The organism is Microcoleus sp. B5-D4, assembly GCF_036705145.1.
GTDB lineage: Bacteria > Cyanobacteriota > Cyanobacteriia > Cyanobacteriales > Microcoleaceae > Microcoleus.
Window position 1 is genome coordinate 36,511 of sequence record NZ_JAUBTV010000031.1, and the last position, 17,310, is coordinate 53,820.

General features: G+C 44.4%; 8 protein-coding genes. 4 read left to right on the forward strand and 4 right to left on the reverse strand.

What is annotated here, in order from left to right; genetic code table 11:
• Positions 1–127 precede the first annotated feature (127 nt).
• From QUB10_RS16500 to QUB10_RS16510, 3 genes are read right to left on the reverse strand one after another with little or no spacing between them, the layout of a single operon-like run.
• Positions 128–3,787, reverse strand: coding sequence for a helicase-related protein (locus tag QUB10_RS16500; RefSeq protein ID WP_333203696.1), 3,660 nt, complete (start codon positions 3,785–3,787; stop codon positions 128–130).
• Complete coding sequence (locus tag QUB10_RS16505) at positions 3,784–6,813, reverse strand: hypothetical protein (RefSeq protein ID WP_333203699.1); 3,030 nt, start codon at positions 6,811–6,813, stop codon at positions 3,784–3,786. Before QUB10_RS16505 ends, QUB10_RS16500 begins: the two co-directional genes overlap by 4 nt.
• 13 nt (positions 6,814–6,826) lie before the next feature.
• A complete protein-coding gene (locus QUB10_RS16510) occupies positions 6,827–7,096 on the reverse strand; it encodes a YciI family protein (RefSeq protein WP_190741349.1) in 270 nt (89 codons plus the stop codon).
• A gap of 160 nt (positions 7,097–7,256) precedes the next feature.
• Between QUB10_RS16510 and QUB10_RS16515 the strand changes: the two genes are divergently transcribed.
• Positions 7,257–7,829, forward strand: a complete 573-nt coding sequence (locus QUB10_RS16515; protein ID WP_333203701.1) for a Uma2 family endonuclease — start codon at positions 7,257–7,259, stop codon at positions 7,827–7,829.
• Between the two features lie 68 nt (positions 7,830–7,897).
• Here the strand turns inward: QUB10_RS16515 and pheT are convergent, their stop codons facing one another.
• Positions 7,898–10,384: a phenylalanine--tRNA ligase subunit beta gene (gene pheT, locus QUB10_RS16520; protein ID WP_333203703.1), complete on the reverse strand. Its 2,487-nt coding sequence runs from the start codon at positions 10,382–10,384 to the stop codon at positions 7,898–7,900.
• 405 nt (positions 10,385–10,789) lie between these two features.
• On the opposite strand from pheT, the gene QUB10_RS16525 reads away from it, so the two are divergent.
• The 3 genes from QUB10_RS16525 to QUB10_RS16535 all read left to right on the forward strand — a co-directional run bounded on the left by QUB10_RS16525 (position 10,790) and on the right by QUB10_RS16535 (position 17,297).
• Positions 10,790–12,019, forward strand: coding sequence for a transposase (locus tag QUB10_RS16525; RefSeq protein WP_333143046.1), 1,230 nt, complete (start codon positions 10,790–10,792; stop codon positions 12,017–12,019).
• A 250-nt stretch (positions 12,020–12,269) separates the two neighbouring features.
• Positions 12,270–13,901 (forward strand): serine/threonine-protein kinase, encoded by a 1,632-nt coding sequence (locus QUB10_RS16530; RefSeq protein ID WP_333203705.1) that lies wholly within the window; start codon positions 12,270–12,272, stop codon positions 13,899–13,901.
• A gap of 222 nt (positions 13,902–14,123) precedes the next feature.
• A complete protein-coding gene (locus QUB10_RS16535; RefSeq protein ID WP_333203707.1) occupies positions 14,124–17,297 on the forward strand; it encodes an MASE1 domain-containing protein in 3,174 nt (1,057 codons plus the stop codon).
• Positions 17,298–17,310 lie beyond the last annotated feature (13 nt).

Consider the following 17,310-nt stretch of genomic DNA (forward strand, 5'->3'; position numbering starts at 1 on the left):
GCTAACTGATAGCCGTTTCAAACAAGAATGCAACTGTAGGTAAATTCCCAACCCCGATAGTCATCCTTGATTCCCAATCTAAAATCTAAAATCTAAAATCTAAAATCGTCTGACGCACCTACAAGTTTCAGTTTACCTGCTTCGACAAAATTAAATTGAGTACGTTCAATTCGTTGGAACTTAAAAGATATTTATCTGTAAAAATCTTTTCTCGACTTTGCTCTAAACTGTAGCTTCTAAACAGGATAAATGGGAAATCTCGATACTTGTGTCCGATCGGCATTACACTATCTACAGGGTAGATCGATCGCACATAAGCCGACAAAATATCCCGAAACCGCCTATCTTCCGGTTCTTCCAGTTGGCTGTCAGCAAAATACTCCTGCATCTCCTCCCCGCTGACAAAAGCAAACAGCGGTATGGCATAATAGCGATCGAACTGCTGACTCTGCTCTTCAAAATACTGAGTTTTCTCGACTTCGCCGTTGAGAAACTGCAAAAGCTCGATCGCACCTCCTCTTATAGCCGATATTACATTCTCCGGGGACGAATCGCTATCCCTAATTTGACGCATTTTGGGCAGCAACTTCTTCTCTAGACATTCCTTAATTTCTCGATGAAGCCGCATCTGGTATGTTTCTACCAAAGTGCGATCGGCTAGAGGTACGATCAACAAACTACCGCAAACATGACCGAGTTCTAAATTATCATAGCTCAACAAACCATCAAGAGGATTGCACTTCTCCAAAAATTTACGATTAAAATCATCCCGCATTTCCAGGTAAGAGTTGCCCTTTTGACGCGAGTTATCAGAATTCGTCAAAACAAACTCCCCGCGACTCAAAAGCTGTTCCAGACTCGTATAAACCTCCTTAAACAACATATTTCCTCGCTGGCTCTCGCTCTTTAATGTCTTAATTAGAGCCGCCATTTTGCTGCTAAAAGTATCCCCTACTGCGGAAACCGACTTACCGCCGATGGGAATGATCAAAAACTTTTCCCTACCTAAATAACCGTATCCCGAAATTCGCGTCATCACCGCCGTCTTCAGAATTAGCAATAAATTCAACAAACTCAATTTGCTTTCTTGCAGGGAAAGTTCCGCATCATCAGCGTAATAAACTGCCGTATCAGATAGGTAAAAAACCAATTCTTTGTCTTCACCATCAAGGGTTTTACCGTTATCATATTCTCCGCGTCCCCGATAAATCACCTGTATGATTTCCATCAGATTTTTCTCAATTTGGAAGCGGGGAATATCCACTAAAATATGCTTAGTTTTTGGGAAAGAAAGTCCACGACTTCCCGATGCAGTCATAAAAATTACTGTAGCTGTATTTTTGTATTTCTGTATTTTTTCTTTCTCCTCTTCCGAGATATTAGCGTGGACTTCCAGATAATCGGTAAACTGCTCAAACTTTTCGCGACTATCTTTAATTTTTTCAATTAATTCTGCCAATCTTTGCTTGTTTTGAATATATACTATAATTTGTTCCACACCGGGGATTGCTAATCGCTGATTGATATCCTCAATTATTTCAGACTGTACCCGCTTGACTAAATTACTATTCTGTTTTAAAGGCGCATTTTCACTGTATTTAACAGTTTCGACAAATACCTTATAAGTTATCTCTAAACTGCGCGCCGGGTAGGAATTCGCATTAATCACCTTTGCAGCTAGATTGTTAAATTTAAAAGGAATGACTTGTAAAGGTTGAATTTCTTCCGAATCTTTCGCTAACTTTTTAAAATAGATTTTGTCCGGTTCCGGTGACGTGTTATCAAGGTGTTGTTTGATGACATCGCAGTCCACAATCGAAGCATCGGCGACAATAATTTTAGTATTAAAACCATGTTCCAGCTTGTGCAACTCATGTTTTTTGACAATTTTGGCAATTCCGGCTAAAAACTCAACGCCACCATCATCTCCCGTAATTTCATCTATCATAATGAAAATATGTTTGATGCGACTGGATATTTCTTGCATCTTAGCGGGAATGACCCGTTTGTCCCGTTTATTGTAAGTATCTTGAAAAATTTTATCTAAATGCTCTAGGGTATTTTGTCGGTTTTCTTTCATCTTCACCGATTGAATAGAAACGGTAGCTACGATATTATTAGATACCTGGCAATTTATCAGCGCGTATATACCTTCGCAAATGCTCTTAAGCACTCCATTTCCTTTGGAATTAATGGGTTTAATTACTGTTTCTCCCTTTTTTTCAAGTTCTGATTGATGATATTCCGTCCTCTTAATTTCTGAATCATCCTTGAGGAAGCGAACAGCTTTTTTTGTCAAATCTTCTCGATATTTATTCGATCCGTACTTGACGGTACAGTGTCCTGAATTACTTTTGATGATATCGGCGTTAGTGTTGATACAAAATAATCGATCGTTGCACAGCAAACCCGTATTTTTATCTTGGAATTTTTCGATAATATCCAAGTTTACTTGCTTGCGGGGACTGACGTACAGGAATAAGAAACCGTCCTCGATATGGCTTTTGAGGAAATTGGCGATCGCAGTTGTTTTCCCAATTCCCGGATTCCCCGTCAAAAAGATATAACTTTCATCAGATTGAAGCGCTTTCACAATCAATTCAGCGTGACCATTTCGCAGGTCTAATCCGCGAGAAATTTGCAAGTCATCTGCCAGTTTATCTGATATAATATCTATGGAATTAACAAAGTTATCGATCCGTTCTGTATGAGGTACAGGTTCAGTGACATTTTTCCCAATTTCTAACAGAGAATCAACAAACTTTTTGCCTTCTTTGAAACTGCGAGCCGCGTTGAGTTGAATAACCTTTAAAACTTCGGTGCGAGCATCACTAATCTCTTTACCTTTCGCTTCATTCTGGTAAATTTGGGCACAAGTTGCTAATAACTTAATTTTGTCCGGGCGTAGGGAAATAGCGCTAATATTGCGATCGCCATAACCAACCACATTAAACAAAACCTCAGCATCACTTGAAATTATACCTGTTTGTTGTAGAAATCCATAGAAGCTGTGAGCGTAGCTACCCGCCTGAATCAGCTTAGCGCTTTCCTTATCCTTATACTTAAAAGCTGTAAAATAGCGTTTTAAATCCTCCGAGAAATCCACACCTAAAGTGCTGGTATCCATCCGCAGATTAGAAAACACACTTTTCGATCGCAAATAGCTAATTTCTCTCATCAAATATTTTCGTATCACCTCTATTTCATTGATATCCTCCGGTTTTGGAGCTAGCGTCGGAGAAAACACAGACAAATCAACACCGAGAATTCTAAAGTCATTTCCAGACTGTAACAACATCAGCGTATCAGCCTGCAAAAACTCACCCTTTTTCGAGTAGCGGCGGATGTACGAGTTAATCTCATCATCTGATAAACTAAGTTTGGCAGTTGTCAACTGAGACAATAGCTCTTTAAACGCTTCTTTATCACCCTTGTTATAGGTTCTGATACTATTAGCATCACTAAAACTGCACTGACAATACACAATTTTCAACCGCTGCAAATTCCAGCCAGTAGATTTGACGTACTCCCGAAAAAAATTCAACCCACCCAAAAAACCTTTTTGGACAAAAAACAAACTCCATTTTTCAACTATTTCAGCATCTAAACTAGCCAGCAGATTGGCTTCCCGGACGATTTCCGCCGTCATCTTCGGCAATTTGAGTTTCTGCAAATCGAGACGGTAGGAATCGCCAAAATTGTGACTTAAATTTTCCCGCTGAATATATGCCAGAATCCCGATATTGAATCCTACTTCAAACAGCCTTCCAAAATCTTCACTTATCATAATTGTGTACTTCCTTTAGTGACATTTAATACTTCTCTTACCTTATTCAAAAAAGCCAGCGAGTTAAAATCCGCACTCCCGCCTCCATGACTAAACACAGATAGAGTACCAACTGAATCATCGCCGATAATATGAGCGTAGGGATCGAGTTTCAAACTAATTTGTTGACGGGCTTCATACCTAGAAAAGTGGAAGATGGTTAAATAGTGCAGTAAAGTATCTTTAATTTCACCATCGTACATCAGACCTTGGCGAATATCTTGGTCATCCAGAATGCCTTCGTATATATTCAACAGTGTCGAGTAAGAAATCACACCGTTGTAAAAGTTCTTTTCCCCTTGCTCTACTTTGATACCATTAAACAGATTAAAAAACATCACAGCTTGTTGACTGGGATCTTTTGATAAACTTTCCAGTTCCGTTGTATCCTGAATGTAGAAAGATTCTCCCTTGTGTTGTTTAGGACTGCGGACGTAATATTTATCAAAAAATACCGGATAAATCCTGATATCTTCTCGCTCTCCTTTCAACGTTTTGATTAAGCTTTTCGACATGAAAAACAATTCCTCATCTTCATCCGTCTGGGTAATGTGCAGCGTGCTCGTATAAGGTGCTTGTGCAATATATAGGAAATTGCGATATCCATATTTATATAGCTGACTGACGGTATCTTCGAGGATTGACGGTTGACTGTAAAGGTGTTGAACGCTGTAGTTTTCGGACAAAGTTTTCAGCATTCCGACTTGAATTGTATCCTCTGATAGGCGTTTAATTCCGGCAACTTCGCCTAACAAACAGGTTTTTCTCTGAAAGCGATCGCTATTACCTTTTCTTGCATCGCTTTCGCAACTGGAGACGACAATAATTGCTAAATTGTCCAACTCTGGAGATAGTGGAACATTCCGAAATTTAAACTTTTTAGGCAAAATTGAATACAGGGAACTCAAACCGTTGCGGATACTGTAGCCATTTGCTTTTCCCTTGATGCGAAACCCTTGAGAAGTCGATCGGTATTTTTCACTAAAAAGATGAGACAATGTTTTGGAAATGTTAGCCATAAACTTTTCCGACGGCGAAGGGTTATTGTGGTCGCCTTCGTGAAGTCTCACCATCGGAATAAACAAATTCTTTTTTGCTTTATTTAACAATATTTCTAGGCAAACATAAGACAGTAGCGAAACAGCAAATTTGTAAACAAACGCTGCATCCGATTTCAAACCATCCTTGCTGTCTAAACGTTTATTGTTATAACGAAACAACAGCAATTTATACTGTTCGCAAAAACTGCTGCTATATACACTCATCATAGTTTGTGGAACCCACATTACAGGCAAAGCATCGATGCCCTTAATATTATATTCTAGACTGAAATTTTGGAATTGATCTGTAGGAAAATAGCGGACATCTTCGATGGTGATAGTGACTGGTAGTTGACAGATAGCTGTTTCGTTGATACTAGATTGTTCGACGGCAATATACTGAAGTGATTCTTTAGGATTTCGTTGCAGAACATCATTGAAAAATCTACCTTGGGTTGAATCACGCTCCAGGTCTTCTAGGATGCCTCTTTTGACGCTTATATGCCGCGGTTCTGTGCGAGTTGGCAAAATTGTTTGCCTGTCTAGAAAGTTTTTTAATAGTTGCTTGAGACGGTTTATTTTAAATTCAACATTATATTCATTCATTCCTCTTTTGATACCTCGAAATATCCCCTTTTTCTTTTCTTCATCCGAACCTCGCAGTACAGAAATGACTGATTCAAACCTTTGTTTCGGATCGTAAGTTAGTTCAGAATCAGGGTTATAATCCGGTGCTAAAGGATTGCTGTGAGAAGCAAATACAAAAAAGTACAATAATGCTATTTTCAATACTTTGCGAATGAATGTTTCGCTAGTGTAACTATCCGCTAATTCTGCTTTGTGTTCATCACTGTCAGGATTTAGCAAATTCAGATTATAATCAAATACAGGTTCACCGCCACGGGCTTGAACTTCGTTGCCAAATTTTAGTTTTAAACCGAAAATATATTTACGTTCGCTCAGAGGGGTGTCTGTGGTTTCTCCTAAATAACCTGCTACAATCGGAATGATGGGAAGCGCATCTAAAACTTCTGCTCTCGAAAACATATCTTGATAATTAACTGAGACACCGGCATAATTGACATTATAATATCCATCTTCTCTAGTGCCATCGCCAATGTATGCTTCGAGCAACCTAATCCGCCGGATCAAGTCTTCTAAGTAGATGATACCAACACTATCTGTGCTGTTAGTGCGGATGTGTTCTAGCAGGTACTCCAAGTAGGTAATTTTAGCTTCTTTTTTGAGCTTCCCTAGAGTTTCTTTGTCTACAAGTTTGAGCAATTTGTGGAAATCAGAATTTTTATCTTTAACCATCTCATCAAGACGATGATGCAGTTCTTGTTTATCACTTTCAGTGTCAGCATTTTCATTAATGTAATTCTCTAAACCCTCCTTCAGTTGTTGCTGAAAGATGTCTGAATCTCGCACAGCAATCGTCAATTTATGCAGCTTCAAAATTGCCAATGTCCCAACAGTATTTGGGCGGTGCAATGTTAGCTTCTTTTTTGCTAAGGTAGGAGAGGATTTGGCAAAATCGTATTTAAAACCTAAGTCGGTACCATTTCCCTGAAAATACCGTGATTCTAAAGGCTCAATTAAACTAGCGACGAAATCGGCAATAGCATCATTCCCTCCCACGAGTGATGCTATATGTTGTCGCAAACATTGTCTAATTAGTCTTATTTGACTGCTAAATTGAGTTTCAAGTTCGGGAGTGAAATTGACTGTAGCAGAATGTGCTAAACGTTCAAAACCACCCAAAGGATGTCGCACGTTCATACTCGATATTTGAGCAGCGATCGCATCAATATCTATGAGCAGACGGCGGCGGTCATCTGATATATTAAACGGGTTTTTCCCCTGCAAAACTTCTAAAATATTGTCCAGCAAATCGCCATAGTCCACTGGAACTAAATCGCTGTCATCCAATCTTAAGAGGTTCACCCTGTTAACTCCTTCAAAAAGCTTGAATCCACTCTTTCACATCGTACTCAGTCCAAACCCCATTTACCCAATAAGGATCGGCTTCCACCAATTGTCGCACGGCAGCCTCATCTTCCGCTTCGTAAATTGCAAAAACTTTTGTTAAATCTTTTGTAGGCCCGATCGTACTTAACACCCCCGATTCCTTCTGCTTAGCCAATCCGGCTAAATGAGCGTCTCGAAACGGAGCGCGTTTTTCGAGAACGTCTTCGCAGTAACTTCCCCACATCACATATTTGGTCACGGTTTTGAGCCTTAGATGAATTTGTTTAAAAGTTATTGTACAATAAGAGTAAGAGGATTTAACTAAAATTTTAAGAAGAAGATTAATGAACCGCAGAGGGTGCAGAGGGCGCAGAGGAAGAGGGGAAAGAGAGAGGATTGTTAGATAGGAGAAGATGGCTATGACTTTATTAGACATTCGCCTGTTGACGGTTGAAGAATATCACCGAATGGCTGAAATTGGGATTTTTGATGAAGATGAACGAGTAGAATTACTGGCGGGACAGATAGTTAAGATGGCAGCAAAAGGAACAGCCCACGGTGCAGCGCTGAAACGGACTGTAGAACTATTGCAGAACCTTTTATGGGGGTTAGTATTGCTAAGTATACAAGATCCTGTTCGGTTAAATGATAACTCGGAACCGGAACCAGATATTGCTTTACTTGTGCGAGATCCACTTTACTATGAAGACCGCCATCCAACTCCGTCTGAAGTTTATCTGATTATTGAAGTAGCCGATACTACGCTGAGAACTGATTTGGGAATTAAAGCAAATCTTTATGCTCAATCTGGAATTGCTGATTATTGGGTTTTGGATGTTAATAATCGGCAACTTCACGTTTTTCGAGAACCGAGTCAGGATGGTTATCTGAGTCAAGTGATTCTGGCGGATGATGGGAGTATTTGTCCTTTGCGATTTCCTGATATTTCCTTCGCTGTGCGGGATATGTTGCGACCGTTGGTGTCAATTTAACGCTTTTTCCCTGAGTCCGCCAGGGAATTCATTCCCTGGCGGTTTCCATTGGTGAGTAGCGGCCTATTTTAGCTTCTCAAACTAACGCCGAATTTCTCTACTAAAACATCGCGAACTTTTTGTTGGGCTGGTTCGACATCGGTTTCGCTCAAAGTTCGATCGCCCGCGCGGTAAATTAACCGAAAAGCCAAACTGCGCTGTCCCGCCGGTACGTTGTCGCCCCGATATTCGTCGAACAATTCCACTGAATCCAGCAAACTACCCGCCGCCTTTTTCATCGCACTCTGCATCTCAACAACCGGAACTTCAATCGGTGCGAAAAACGCAATGTCTCTGTCAGAAGCGGGGAAACTCGAATAACCCGCGAATTTGCGAGTCGAAATGCTCGATCGCCCTAATTCACCCAACAGCACCGCTAAATCTAATTGAAACACGTAAACCTGCTCAGGCAAATCCTTTTCCTGCTGCAATTGCGGGTGCAACTGTCCAAAAACCCCTAAATGTTTCCCGTTTAACGATAACGCAGCGGTGCGGCCCGGATGCAGCCTTGTGGGGCGGGCATCTTGCCCGCCACTAATAGGATAAACATCCTGTTTACCATCATCTTGTCGATATTCCACCGCCAAAGCCAACCCCTGAAACACGCTTTCCAAAACCCCCTTGGCCTCAAACCAAGTCAAAGGTCGATCGCGCCCGGACTGCTGCCATTTCCACACAGTCGGATCGCCGCCGATAATCCCCGCAACTGCATCGGCTTCCTTCATTGCATCCTCATCTTTCCAGAAAATGCGGCCGACTTCAAAACCGTTGAGTGCCCCATTTCCCTGTTCCAAATTGTACTGGAAAGCATCAATCAAACCCGACAGCATTTCTGTCCGCAAAGCCGAATACTCCACAAACAGCGGATTCGCCAGCACAACCTGATTGTCTCCCTCTGTTTTCACCAAAGAATAGTGCATCAACTCGGTCAAACCGGCCGCCCGAAAAGCCGATCGCACATTCCGAATTGCCGCATATTCTGGTGACAGATAACCTGGTTCCGTTTTGCTGGGCAAAGTATCGCAGAAATTGTCATAACCGTGGAGTCTGGCAACTTCTTCAATTAAGTCAATTTCCCTTTCTAAATCTCGGTAGCGGTAAGGAGGAACAGTTATCGCAAACACCCGTTCTTTTTCCGTTGGAACAACTTCGCATCCCAAAGCTGTGAGAATGTTTTTCACCTCTTCCGGTTCCAGATATTTAGAACCGCCCGTTTGTCCTCTTTTCAACTGCCCCAAAACCAGATTTACTCGGTCTAAACGCAATTCGAGCGATCGCGAAAAACTCAAATCATCCCCCGAACTCGCCGTTTTCTGCACCGTCGCAGTGCCTCCAGCCAACTCCAAAATTAGAGCTACAGCGCGGTTGCAGGCCGTCGTCAATGCCGCCTGATTCACCCCCCGTTCGTAGCGGATCGAAGCCTCGCTCCGCAAGCCTTGAGCGCGCGCAGAACGGCGAATCGTTGCCTGGTCAAAGATCGCTGCTTCCAAAACTAAATTTTGCGTTCCTTCGTGAACTTCCGTGTCTTCGCCGCCCATTACTCCAGCTAAGGCAACAGGTTTGTCGCTAGCAGTAATTAACAGATTTTGAGCTTGCAAATTGCGGTTTTGTCCGTCCAAAGTTTTGAAGGATTCCCCTGTTTTGGCAAAGCGGACACCGATGCTGATATCTTGAGTACCCGTGAAAGATTGTAGGCGATCGCGATCGAAAGCGTGCAGCGGCTGGCCCCATTCCAGCAAAATGTAATTAGTCACGTCAACTACATTATTAATCGGCCGCACTCCCGCCGCCTGCAACCGCTGCTGCAACCAAGCTGGAGAAGCAGCAATTTTTACACCTTCAATTGCCGTGCCGATGTAAATTGGGCATCCTTGCGCTTGGGATATTTCTACTGCCAAACCAGGACTTTCTTTGCCCTCAATCGCCACACCATTCGCTTCGGGAATTCTCAAACTCGCCCCAGTCAGCGCCGCCACTTCCCGCGCTACACCCACCATGCTCAAAGCGTCAGCACGGTTGGCAGTTGCTGTCAAGTCTAAAATCACATCGTCTAAACCCAAAAGTGGGCGAATATCGCTGCCCAATTCGGGATTTTCTAACTCGAAAATGTGAATGCCCGCTGACTCTTTCGCCAGTCCCAATTCTGCCAGAGAGCAAATCATTCCTTCGGAAGGAACGCCGCGCAATTTAGCAGGTTTAATCTTTAAATCAATAGTCGATAAAAAAGTTCCTACAACAGCGACAGGCACGTAGATGTCTGCCCTAGCGTTGGGTGCGCCGCAAACAATATTCAGAGCTTCTGAAGAGCCGACATCCACTTGACAAACTCTCAATTTGTCTGCATTCGGATGCTGTTCGCAGGCGATGATTTTGCCCAAAACTACGCCGCTTGCCCAAGGGCGGCGGTCTTCGATTTCTTCAACTTCAAAGCCTGCCATTGTCAGGGTTTCGGCTAATTCTTCCGGCGATATCGCCACATCCACCAATTCCCGGAGCCAGTTTAGAGAAATACGCATAATTTAGTCAGTAGTCAGTAGTTAGTTGTCAGTAGTTAGTTGTCCGTTGTCCGCCCCGGCGAACTTCGACTGTGTAGCCTCAGCATAAATTATCGGACACTCATACCACATTAGTTTATTTTTGTCAACACATTTTTGTGATTGACGCAAAAACGAGCGATGAGTCCAAAGGTCACTAATTGGTGACAAATTAGTAACATTCTCAAAATAGAATGAGGTATGCTAGAAGTATCTGACAGGACAAAGAGCATCTAAATTTAGCTCAATAGCTTTCATCTCCGCACTCTATCCGATCGAGGATGAGTGGCGGGATAAAAGCCCGCCCATCAAGGGGGTTCGAGGCCCCGTAGATGGACAATTATTTTTTATTTCAAGACTAACTTTCAAGCATGGTATAATTATGGCATGATTACAGCATATAAATACAAATTACGTCCTAACTCATGGCAAGCCAATCAATTTGATGAGTGGCTTAATTTGTTGCGGATGCAGTATAACTATAGGCTGTCAGAGCGTTTTAACTGGTATGAGTCCACTCGTTGCCCTCTCGATTCATGCTCTCTGGTATCATGCAGTATTGCTCCCATACTCGAACAGCCAGATTATTACTGGCAAAAGCGAGACTTACTCAATACCAAAAAGCTATTTCCTGAGTACAGACAGATTCATTCTCAGGTATTGCAGAATTGTGTTGAGAAAGTTAAAAAAGCTTTTGATCGATATATCAAGGCTGACAAAACTGGTCAGCGTTCTGGCAAGCCAAGATTTAAAGGGAAAGGTAGATATCACAGTTTCACCTATAGCCAGATGAAACAGGACTGCATCAAAGGTAATCGCATCACTTTACCGAAAATTGGTGACGTGAAGATTATCTTGCACCGTCCTATTCCCGATGGATTTAAAATCAAAACTGTTCAGATTGTCAAAGCTGCGGATGGTTACTATGTCACCTTGACTTTACAAGATGTCACCGTGCCAACCCTACGCTATGATATCAATCTCGATCGTGCAGTTGGTATTGATATGGGACTCAAGGATTTCTTGATAACCAGTGATGCTGATACTGTAACCATTCCTCAGTTTGCTAGAAAAGCCCAAAAGGATAAAAAACTGCGAAATAAATCTGTCTCTCGCAAAAAGAAAGGCAGTAATCGCAGACGAAAAGCTGTTAAACGTCTTGCTAAACATCATCAAAAAGTGGCAAGGCAACGCAGAGACTTTCATTGCAAGACTGCAAAGCGATTACTAGACAAATACGACCTAATTGGCTTTGAAGATTTGAATGTCAAAAGTTTGGCTAGAACTAGGATGGCAAAGTCAATCCTAGATGCTGGTTGGAGTGAATTCCTATCTATTCTGGTTTGTAAGGCTGAAAGTGCTGGCAAATTGGCTATAGCTGTGAATCCAAATGGCACTACCCAAAATTGTTCTAGTTGTGGTACTCGCATCCCTAAAACTATTGCCGACAGATGGCATAGTTGCCATGTCTGCGGTCTTGAACTAGATAGGGATGTGAATGCTGCAATTAATGTCAAGAATATTGCTGTCGGGCGGACAGTGATTAAAGCTCAGCGTGCTTCCGATGCAGATGCAGGATTAGCTGAGAAGCCCACCCTATACTCGTCCGCGAGTTAGGGTTGGGAGTCGTCACCAAGTCTTTAAACTATCTTCAAGGATAATCTACCGAAAAAACTCACAGCAGCGAGATAATCAAAATAGGGAAAAGATATCGGCCTAATAGACTTAGGTGCAATTCCAATTCGCAACCGGACGCACGGCCCGCCGGCAAATGATAGATCAGTATTTCTACCAGAAGCAGGAACAGGCAATTTGTGCGTCGATCGACGCTGACAAGATCAGAACAACATAGGCAAACTCAATCAACATGAGCTACTGCGTAAATCCGGGCTGTCCACATCCTCAAAACCCTGCTGACTCTATTCTCCAATGTCAGACGTGCGGTGCGCGGTTATTGCTGCGCGCTCGCTACCGAGTCATTGAACCGTTAGGACAAGGAGGTTTTGGAGCTACATTTCTGGCAAAAGACATCTCATTGCCCGGTCAACCGAGTTGCGTGGTCAAGCAACTGCGACCCAGTAGTTCGTCGCCGCGAGTTTTAGAGATGGCGCGGGAATTATTCAAGCGAGAGGCGAAAACCCTCGGCCAACTGGGCGACCACCCGCAAGTACCGAGGCTGCTAGACTATTTTGAAACGGAACAGCAATTTTACTTAGTTCAAGAGTATGTTAAAGGCTCGACTTTGAAACAAGAAGTCAAGCACTCAGGCCGTTTCAACGAATCGGACGTTAAAAATTTTCTATTAGAAATTCTGCCAGTAGTGCAATATATCCACAGCCAAGGAGTAATTCACCGAGACATCAAACCCGCAAATATTATTCGCCGAATTCAAGACGGCCACTTAGTTCTGATTGACTTCGGAGCGGTAAAAGACCAAGTTAGCCAAACAATATTATTAGACCCCGCAGACCAAAGCGCCAACACGAAATTTTCAGTTGGCACATTTAGTTTTGCCCCCCCGGAACAAATGGCGCTGCGGCCGATATTTGCCAGCGACATCTACGCGGTGGGCATGACTTGCTTGTACTTGCTGACAGGAAAATCGCCCAAGGATTTAGATTTTGATGGAGTTACCGGCGAAATTGTTTGGCAGCCCCACGTTCAGGTAAGTCCAAATTTTGCGCGGATTCTCGAAAAAATGCTGAAGCCGATGGTTGGCCACCGCTTCCAATCGGCAGCAGATGTCCTCAGAGCTCTCTCTGGCGAATTTGAAGACCCAAATCTTGTCGATGGCTTGGCAACTCAATTCAACGGCTCTTCTCGTGCAGTTGAAGAACCGACAATATTTAATGACGAGGGTTCTTCGTGGTCACGGCCGAGGAGCAAAATTAATCAAGATTTACGCTCGAACCACACCCGCGCTGGTAAAACTTCCTTCAGCCAATCTGGGAACACGGGGATGCAGCCGAGAGTTTCCCGGACTCTGGCTGAGTCAGGCAGAACTTTCGGAACGGTTGGACATTCTAGCGGCAATTTAGCAGCGTCAAAGGTATCGAAAGTTGCTCCTAAGTGGGACACGAACAGCTTGCGAGCGGCATATTTTAAAGGCAAGCGCGATTTTGCTGACTGCGAACTGTCTGGCCTACAACTGCAAAAATTGCAGTTAGCGGGAAGTAATTTTTATCAGGCTAGGTTGGTGAAGGCAAATTTGCAAGCAGCGGATTTGTCGGGGGCGAATTTGGGTCACGCCCGGTTAATTCAGGCGAATTTGCGAGATGCTAATTTGACTGAGGCTTATTGCAGCACTGCCAATTTTGAAGGCGCGGATTTCCGAGGTGCTGACTTGACGGGGGCTTATTTGACTAAGGCGAATTTGCGGGGAGCAAATTTGTGCGGGGCGAATCTTACCAACGCTACAGTTTCTGACGAACAACTGGCAATGGCAAAGACCAATTGGCTTACTGTTAAGCCGGATGGTAAGCGGACTTTTGGATTTTAAGAAGTCATTAGTCATCAGTCATCAGTCATCAGTCATTAGTCAGAAGAAGGAAGAAGAAAAAATGCTCCCACTCTCCCACTCTCCCTCTCTCCCTCTCTCCCTCTCTCCCCCTCTCCCCTACTTCCAACTCCCCCAGTCAGGTGAGTCGTCAGGAGGAAGCCCGATCGCCGATGGGCCGCCTAAATTAAAAACTAGGAATGGAGGATTCGATCGCACCTAAACATGAAACTGCTCAACCGCCGCACTCGAACGCTTCTGTACACCGGCATCCTGGCGCTGGCCTACTTTGTTACCGGAAAACTCGCAGCGTCGATGCTGGGACTGGTGAAAGCCGAACCCTCCCCCGTGTGGCCGCCCGCCGGTATTGCTCTAGCGGCACTGCTACTGCAAGGGCGACGGATGTGGCCGGGAATTGTCCTCGGTTCAGTGCTGTTAAACTCTACCGGTGGTATACCGTCGGCTGTCATTGTCACATCGGCCTTTAGCGTCACCCTGCAAGCGCTGGCTGGAGAGGCTTTGCTGAGGGAGAGCGGATTTTCTACCAAACTCGATCGACTGCGAGATGTTCTGGCTTTAGTAGCGGGCGCTGTCATCGGGTCTACTCTTGTGGGTTCTATCCTCGGCAACTTGGGTACGTGCATTTTTGGTTGGGCTCAGTGGAGCAATTTCTCTCGCAACTGGTGGACTACGTGGCTCGGAGACGGCATGGGAATTTTGATTGTCACGCCTGTGCTGCTGACTTTGAACCACGCCGTTAACAGTTTTAAATTTCCACTAAAACTGAGAGCTTTCACTATTCTCAATTACTTGTTTAGGAACAGGCAAGATGCCTGTTCCACAAGAGATGAATTTTCTTGTGGAACAGGCATCTTGCCTGTTCTTGACAATGGTGTTAATTGTGAGATTAAACCGGGGATTATTTCAAGATTAAAATCATTTTTTAACGGGGACAATTACCAATCAAAATTTACAAATTATTCAAGCAGGTTTCCTGCACCTGAAACCCGCTATAATGTTCTATTTTTAATTATTAATTATTCAGAAGTAGCGCTGTGGCTGACTCTCTTGCTGAGCGTGAGCTGGCTGTTCTTTTGCTCAAAAACACAAGCGGCGATCGCTCTGTATCCGCTGGAGTATCTGCCTTTTCCTCTGATAGTTTGGGCCGCCCTGCGCTTTCAACCGCCGGGAGCGATTTTTGCTTATTCGATCGTCTCTTACATCGCGATTTGGGGAGCAGTGCAGGGAGGCGGCCCGTTTTTGGCCAAAAGCGATAATCTCAAACAGGCGGTTTTATTTTTACAAGCTTTTACCGGTACGATCGCCCTAGTGGCTCTGATGTTGGCCGCCGCCGTAGCAGAACGCCAGCAAGCGCTCTTTGAGGTGCGCCGCACGGCCGCCATGCTGCGCGATCGCGAAGCTAGTTTAGCCAACGCTCAGCGCATCGCTCAGTTGGGAAATTGGGATTTAAATTGCGCTGCCCTCACAGCAACTGACAACTGCCAAGAATCCGCAGAAGATCGTATATCCAATATCGAATTGCGGTGGTCAAACGAACTTTACCGCCTCTTGGGTTTTGCTCCGGGAACTGTCAAACCCACACCAGAAGTTTTTTTGCAGGCTGTACATCCAGAAGACCGAGAATTGGTGGCGCGAGCGCAGCGCCAAGCTATGTTTGAGCGCCAAGCCTATTGCATTAACTACCGAATTGTGCTAGCAGACGGCTCCGAACGCACTGTCTGCGAACAGTCGGCCATTCAGTCAGGGGCGATCGCCGCGACAGTCCAAGACGTTACCGAACGCCACCGCGCGGAAACCGCTTTGCGGGCGTCCTCCGATCGCGATCGCTTGCTCTCAGAAATCGCCCTGCGAATTCGCAACTCCCTCGACCTCGAAGAAATTCTCAATACTACTGTTGCCGAAGTCCGGCAATTTTTCAAGGCAGACCGCGCTTTCATCGGTATTGTGGACGCGGACGGGGTAAATCTTCCTAGCCCGGTGTACGGTAAGGTTGTGGCTGAGTCTGTGGCAAGCCAATGCCGTTCTCTTTTGGGGTGGGTACTCGCTGACGAGAATCACCTCGAAAGCCAGAAAACTTTTTATGCTAACAACCGCGTCCGAGCTCTCTCCGATACTGCTAGCGTTCAACTCAGCGTTCCAATTGCCCAATTGTACAGCGACTATCAAATTAGAGCGACGTTAAATGTGCCGATCTTCCTGGGGGATGAATTGTTCGGGATCTTGGCCGTCAACCAGTGCTCCGGGCCCCGCCAGTGGCAGGAATTTGAAATTGATTTGTTGGAAAAACTCGCTACTCAAGTGGCGATCGCTCTACAGCAAGCCCAACTTTTGCAGCAGGTAAAAGCTCTGAATGCCAACTTGGAATCTCAAGTCGAGGAACGCACCCGCCAACTACAGCAAAAAATGCACGAGTTGCAAGAAAGCAACCGCCTGAAAGACCTATTTTTGCACGCAGTTTCTCACAATCTCCGCACTCCTGTTATGGGAATGTTAATACTACTGAAAAATTTGCTCAACAAATCGGCCTCTGACTCTCTACAAGATGTTCCCGTTTCTCGATCGATTTTGCAGCGCATCGTTCAGGCCAGCGAACACCAGTTGACTATGGTTAATGCCCTGCTCGACGCTCACGCTAGCGAGGTCAAAGGTATTGTTCTCAATACTGTACCGCTGCATTTGCCGTCTTTAGCTTCAGCCATTGTTGCCGATTTAGAACCGATGCTGGCCAAAAATCAAGCAACTTTGACTCAGGAAATACCAGTGGATTTGCCACAAGTCAAGGCCGATCGCCAACACTTGCAGCGGGTCCTAGAAAATCTGTTGACTAATGCTATTAAACACAATCCTCCGGGAGTCAATATAACTTTGAAAGCCGAGGTAATTGAAGTTGAAACAGCGCTAAGTTATGAAGAAAATTTACATGGTTTAACATCGCCCAATAATCCGATCGCCCGCTGTATCGCTAACCGGATACCTGCTGCGGACGATCGTCCTAGGATAGGCGAGACCACCCAGAAAAATCAGGAAGCCCTGGCCAAATTTAACCTCGACGGCAGTTGCAAAATGCCCCGCTATCAGGGCCAAATTGGCAATATCGGCAGCAAATTGCCCGGAGTCACCGTAAAAATGGTTCGCTGTACTGTAACAGATAATGGAGTGGGAATCAGCGCCAAACAGCGGGAATCTCTATTTGAACTTTACGTTCACGACCCTAATAGCCGACAATTAACAGGGCTGGGTTTGGGCTTGTACCTCTCCAAGCAAATTATCAAAGCTCACGGCGGCGAAATCGGCGTCGAAAGCACTCCCGGAGGTGGCTCGACTTTCTGGTTTTCGCTACCTGCTGTCAACTCAGATGAGCCCTCTTTCTCAATCTAAAATCTAAAATCTA

Bases quoted from the DNA above. Each gene is read 5' to 3' on its own strand.
- QUB10_RS16500 (WP_333203696.1), bottom strand. From the start codon at position 3,787: ATGATAAGTGAAGATTTTGGAAGGCTGTTTGAAGTAGGATTCAATATC.
- QUB10_RS16515 (WP_333203701.1), top strand. From the start codon at position 7,257: ATGACTTTATTAGACATTCGCCTGTTGACGGTTGAAGAATATCACCGA.
- QUB10_RS16535 (WP_333203707.1), top strand. From the start codon at position 14,124: ATGAAACTGCTCAACCGCCGCACTCGAACGCTTCTGTACACCGGCATC.
- QUB10_RS16530 (WP_333203705.1), top strand. From the start codon at position 12,270: ATGAGCTACTGCGTAAATCCGGGCTGTCCACATCCTCAAAACCCTGCT.
- QUB10_RS16525 (WP_333143046.1), top strand. From the start codon at position 10,790: ATGATTACAGCATATAAATACAAATTACGTCCTAACTCATGGCAAGCC.
- pheT (WP_333203703.1), bottom strand. From the start codon at position 10,384: ATGCGTATTTCTCTAAACTGGCTCCGGGAATTGGTGGATGTGGCGATA.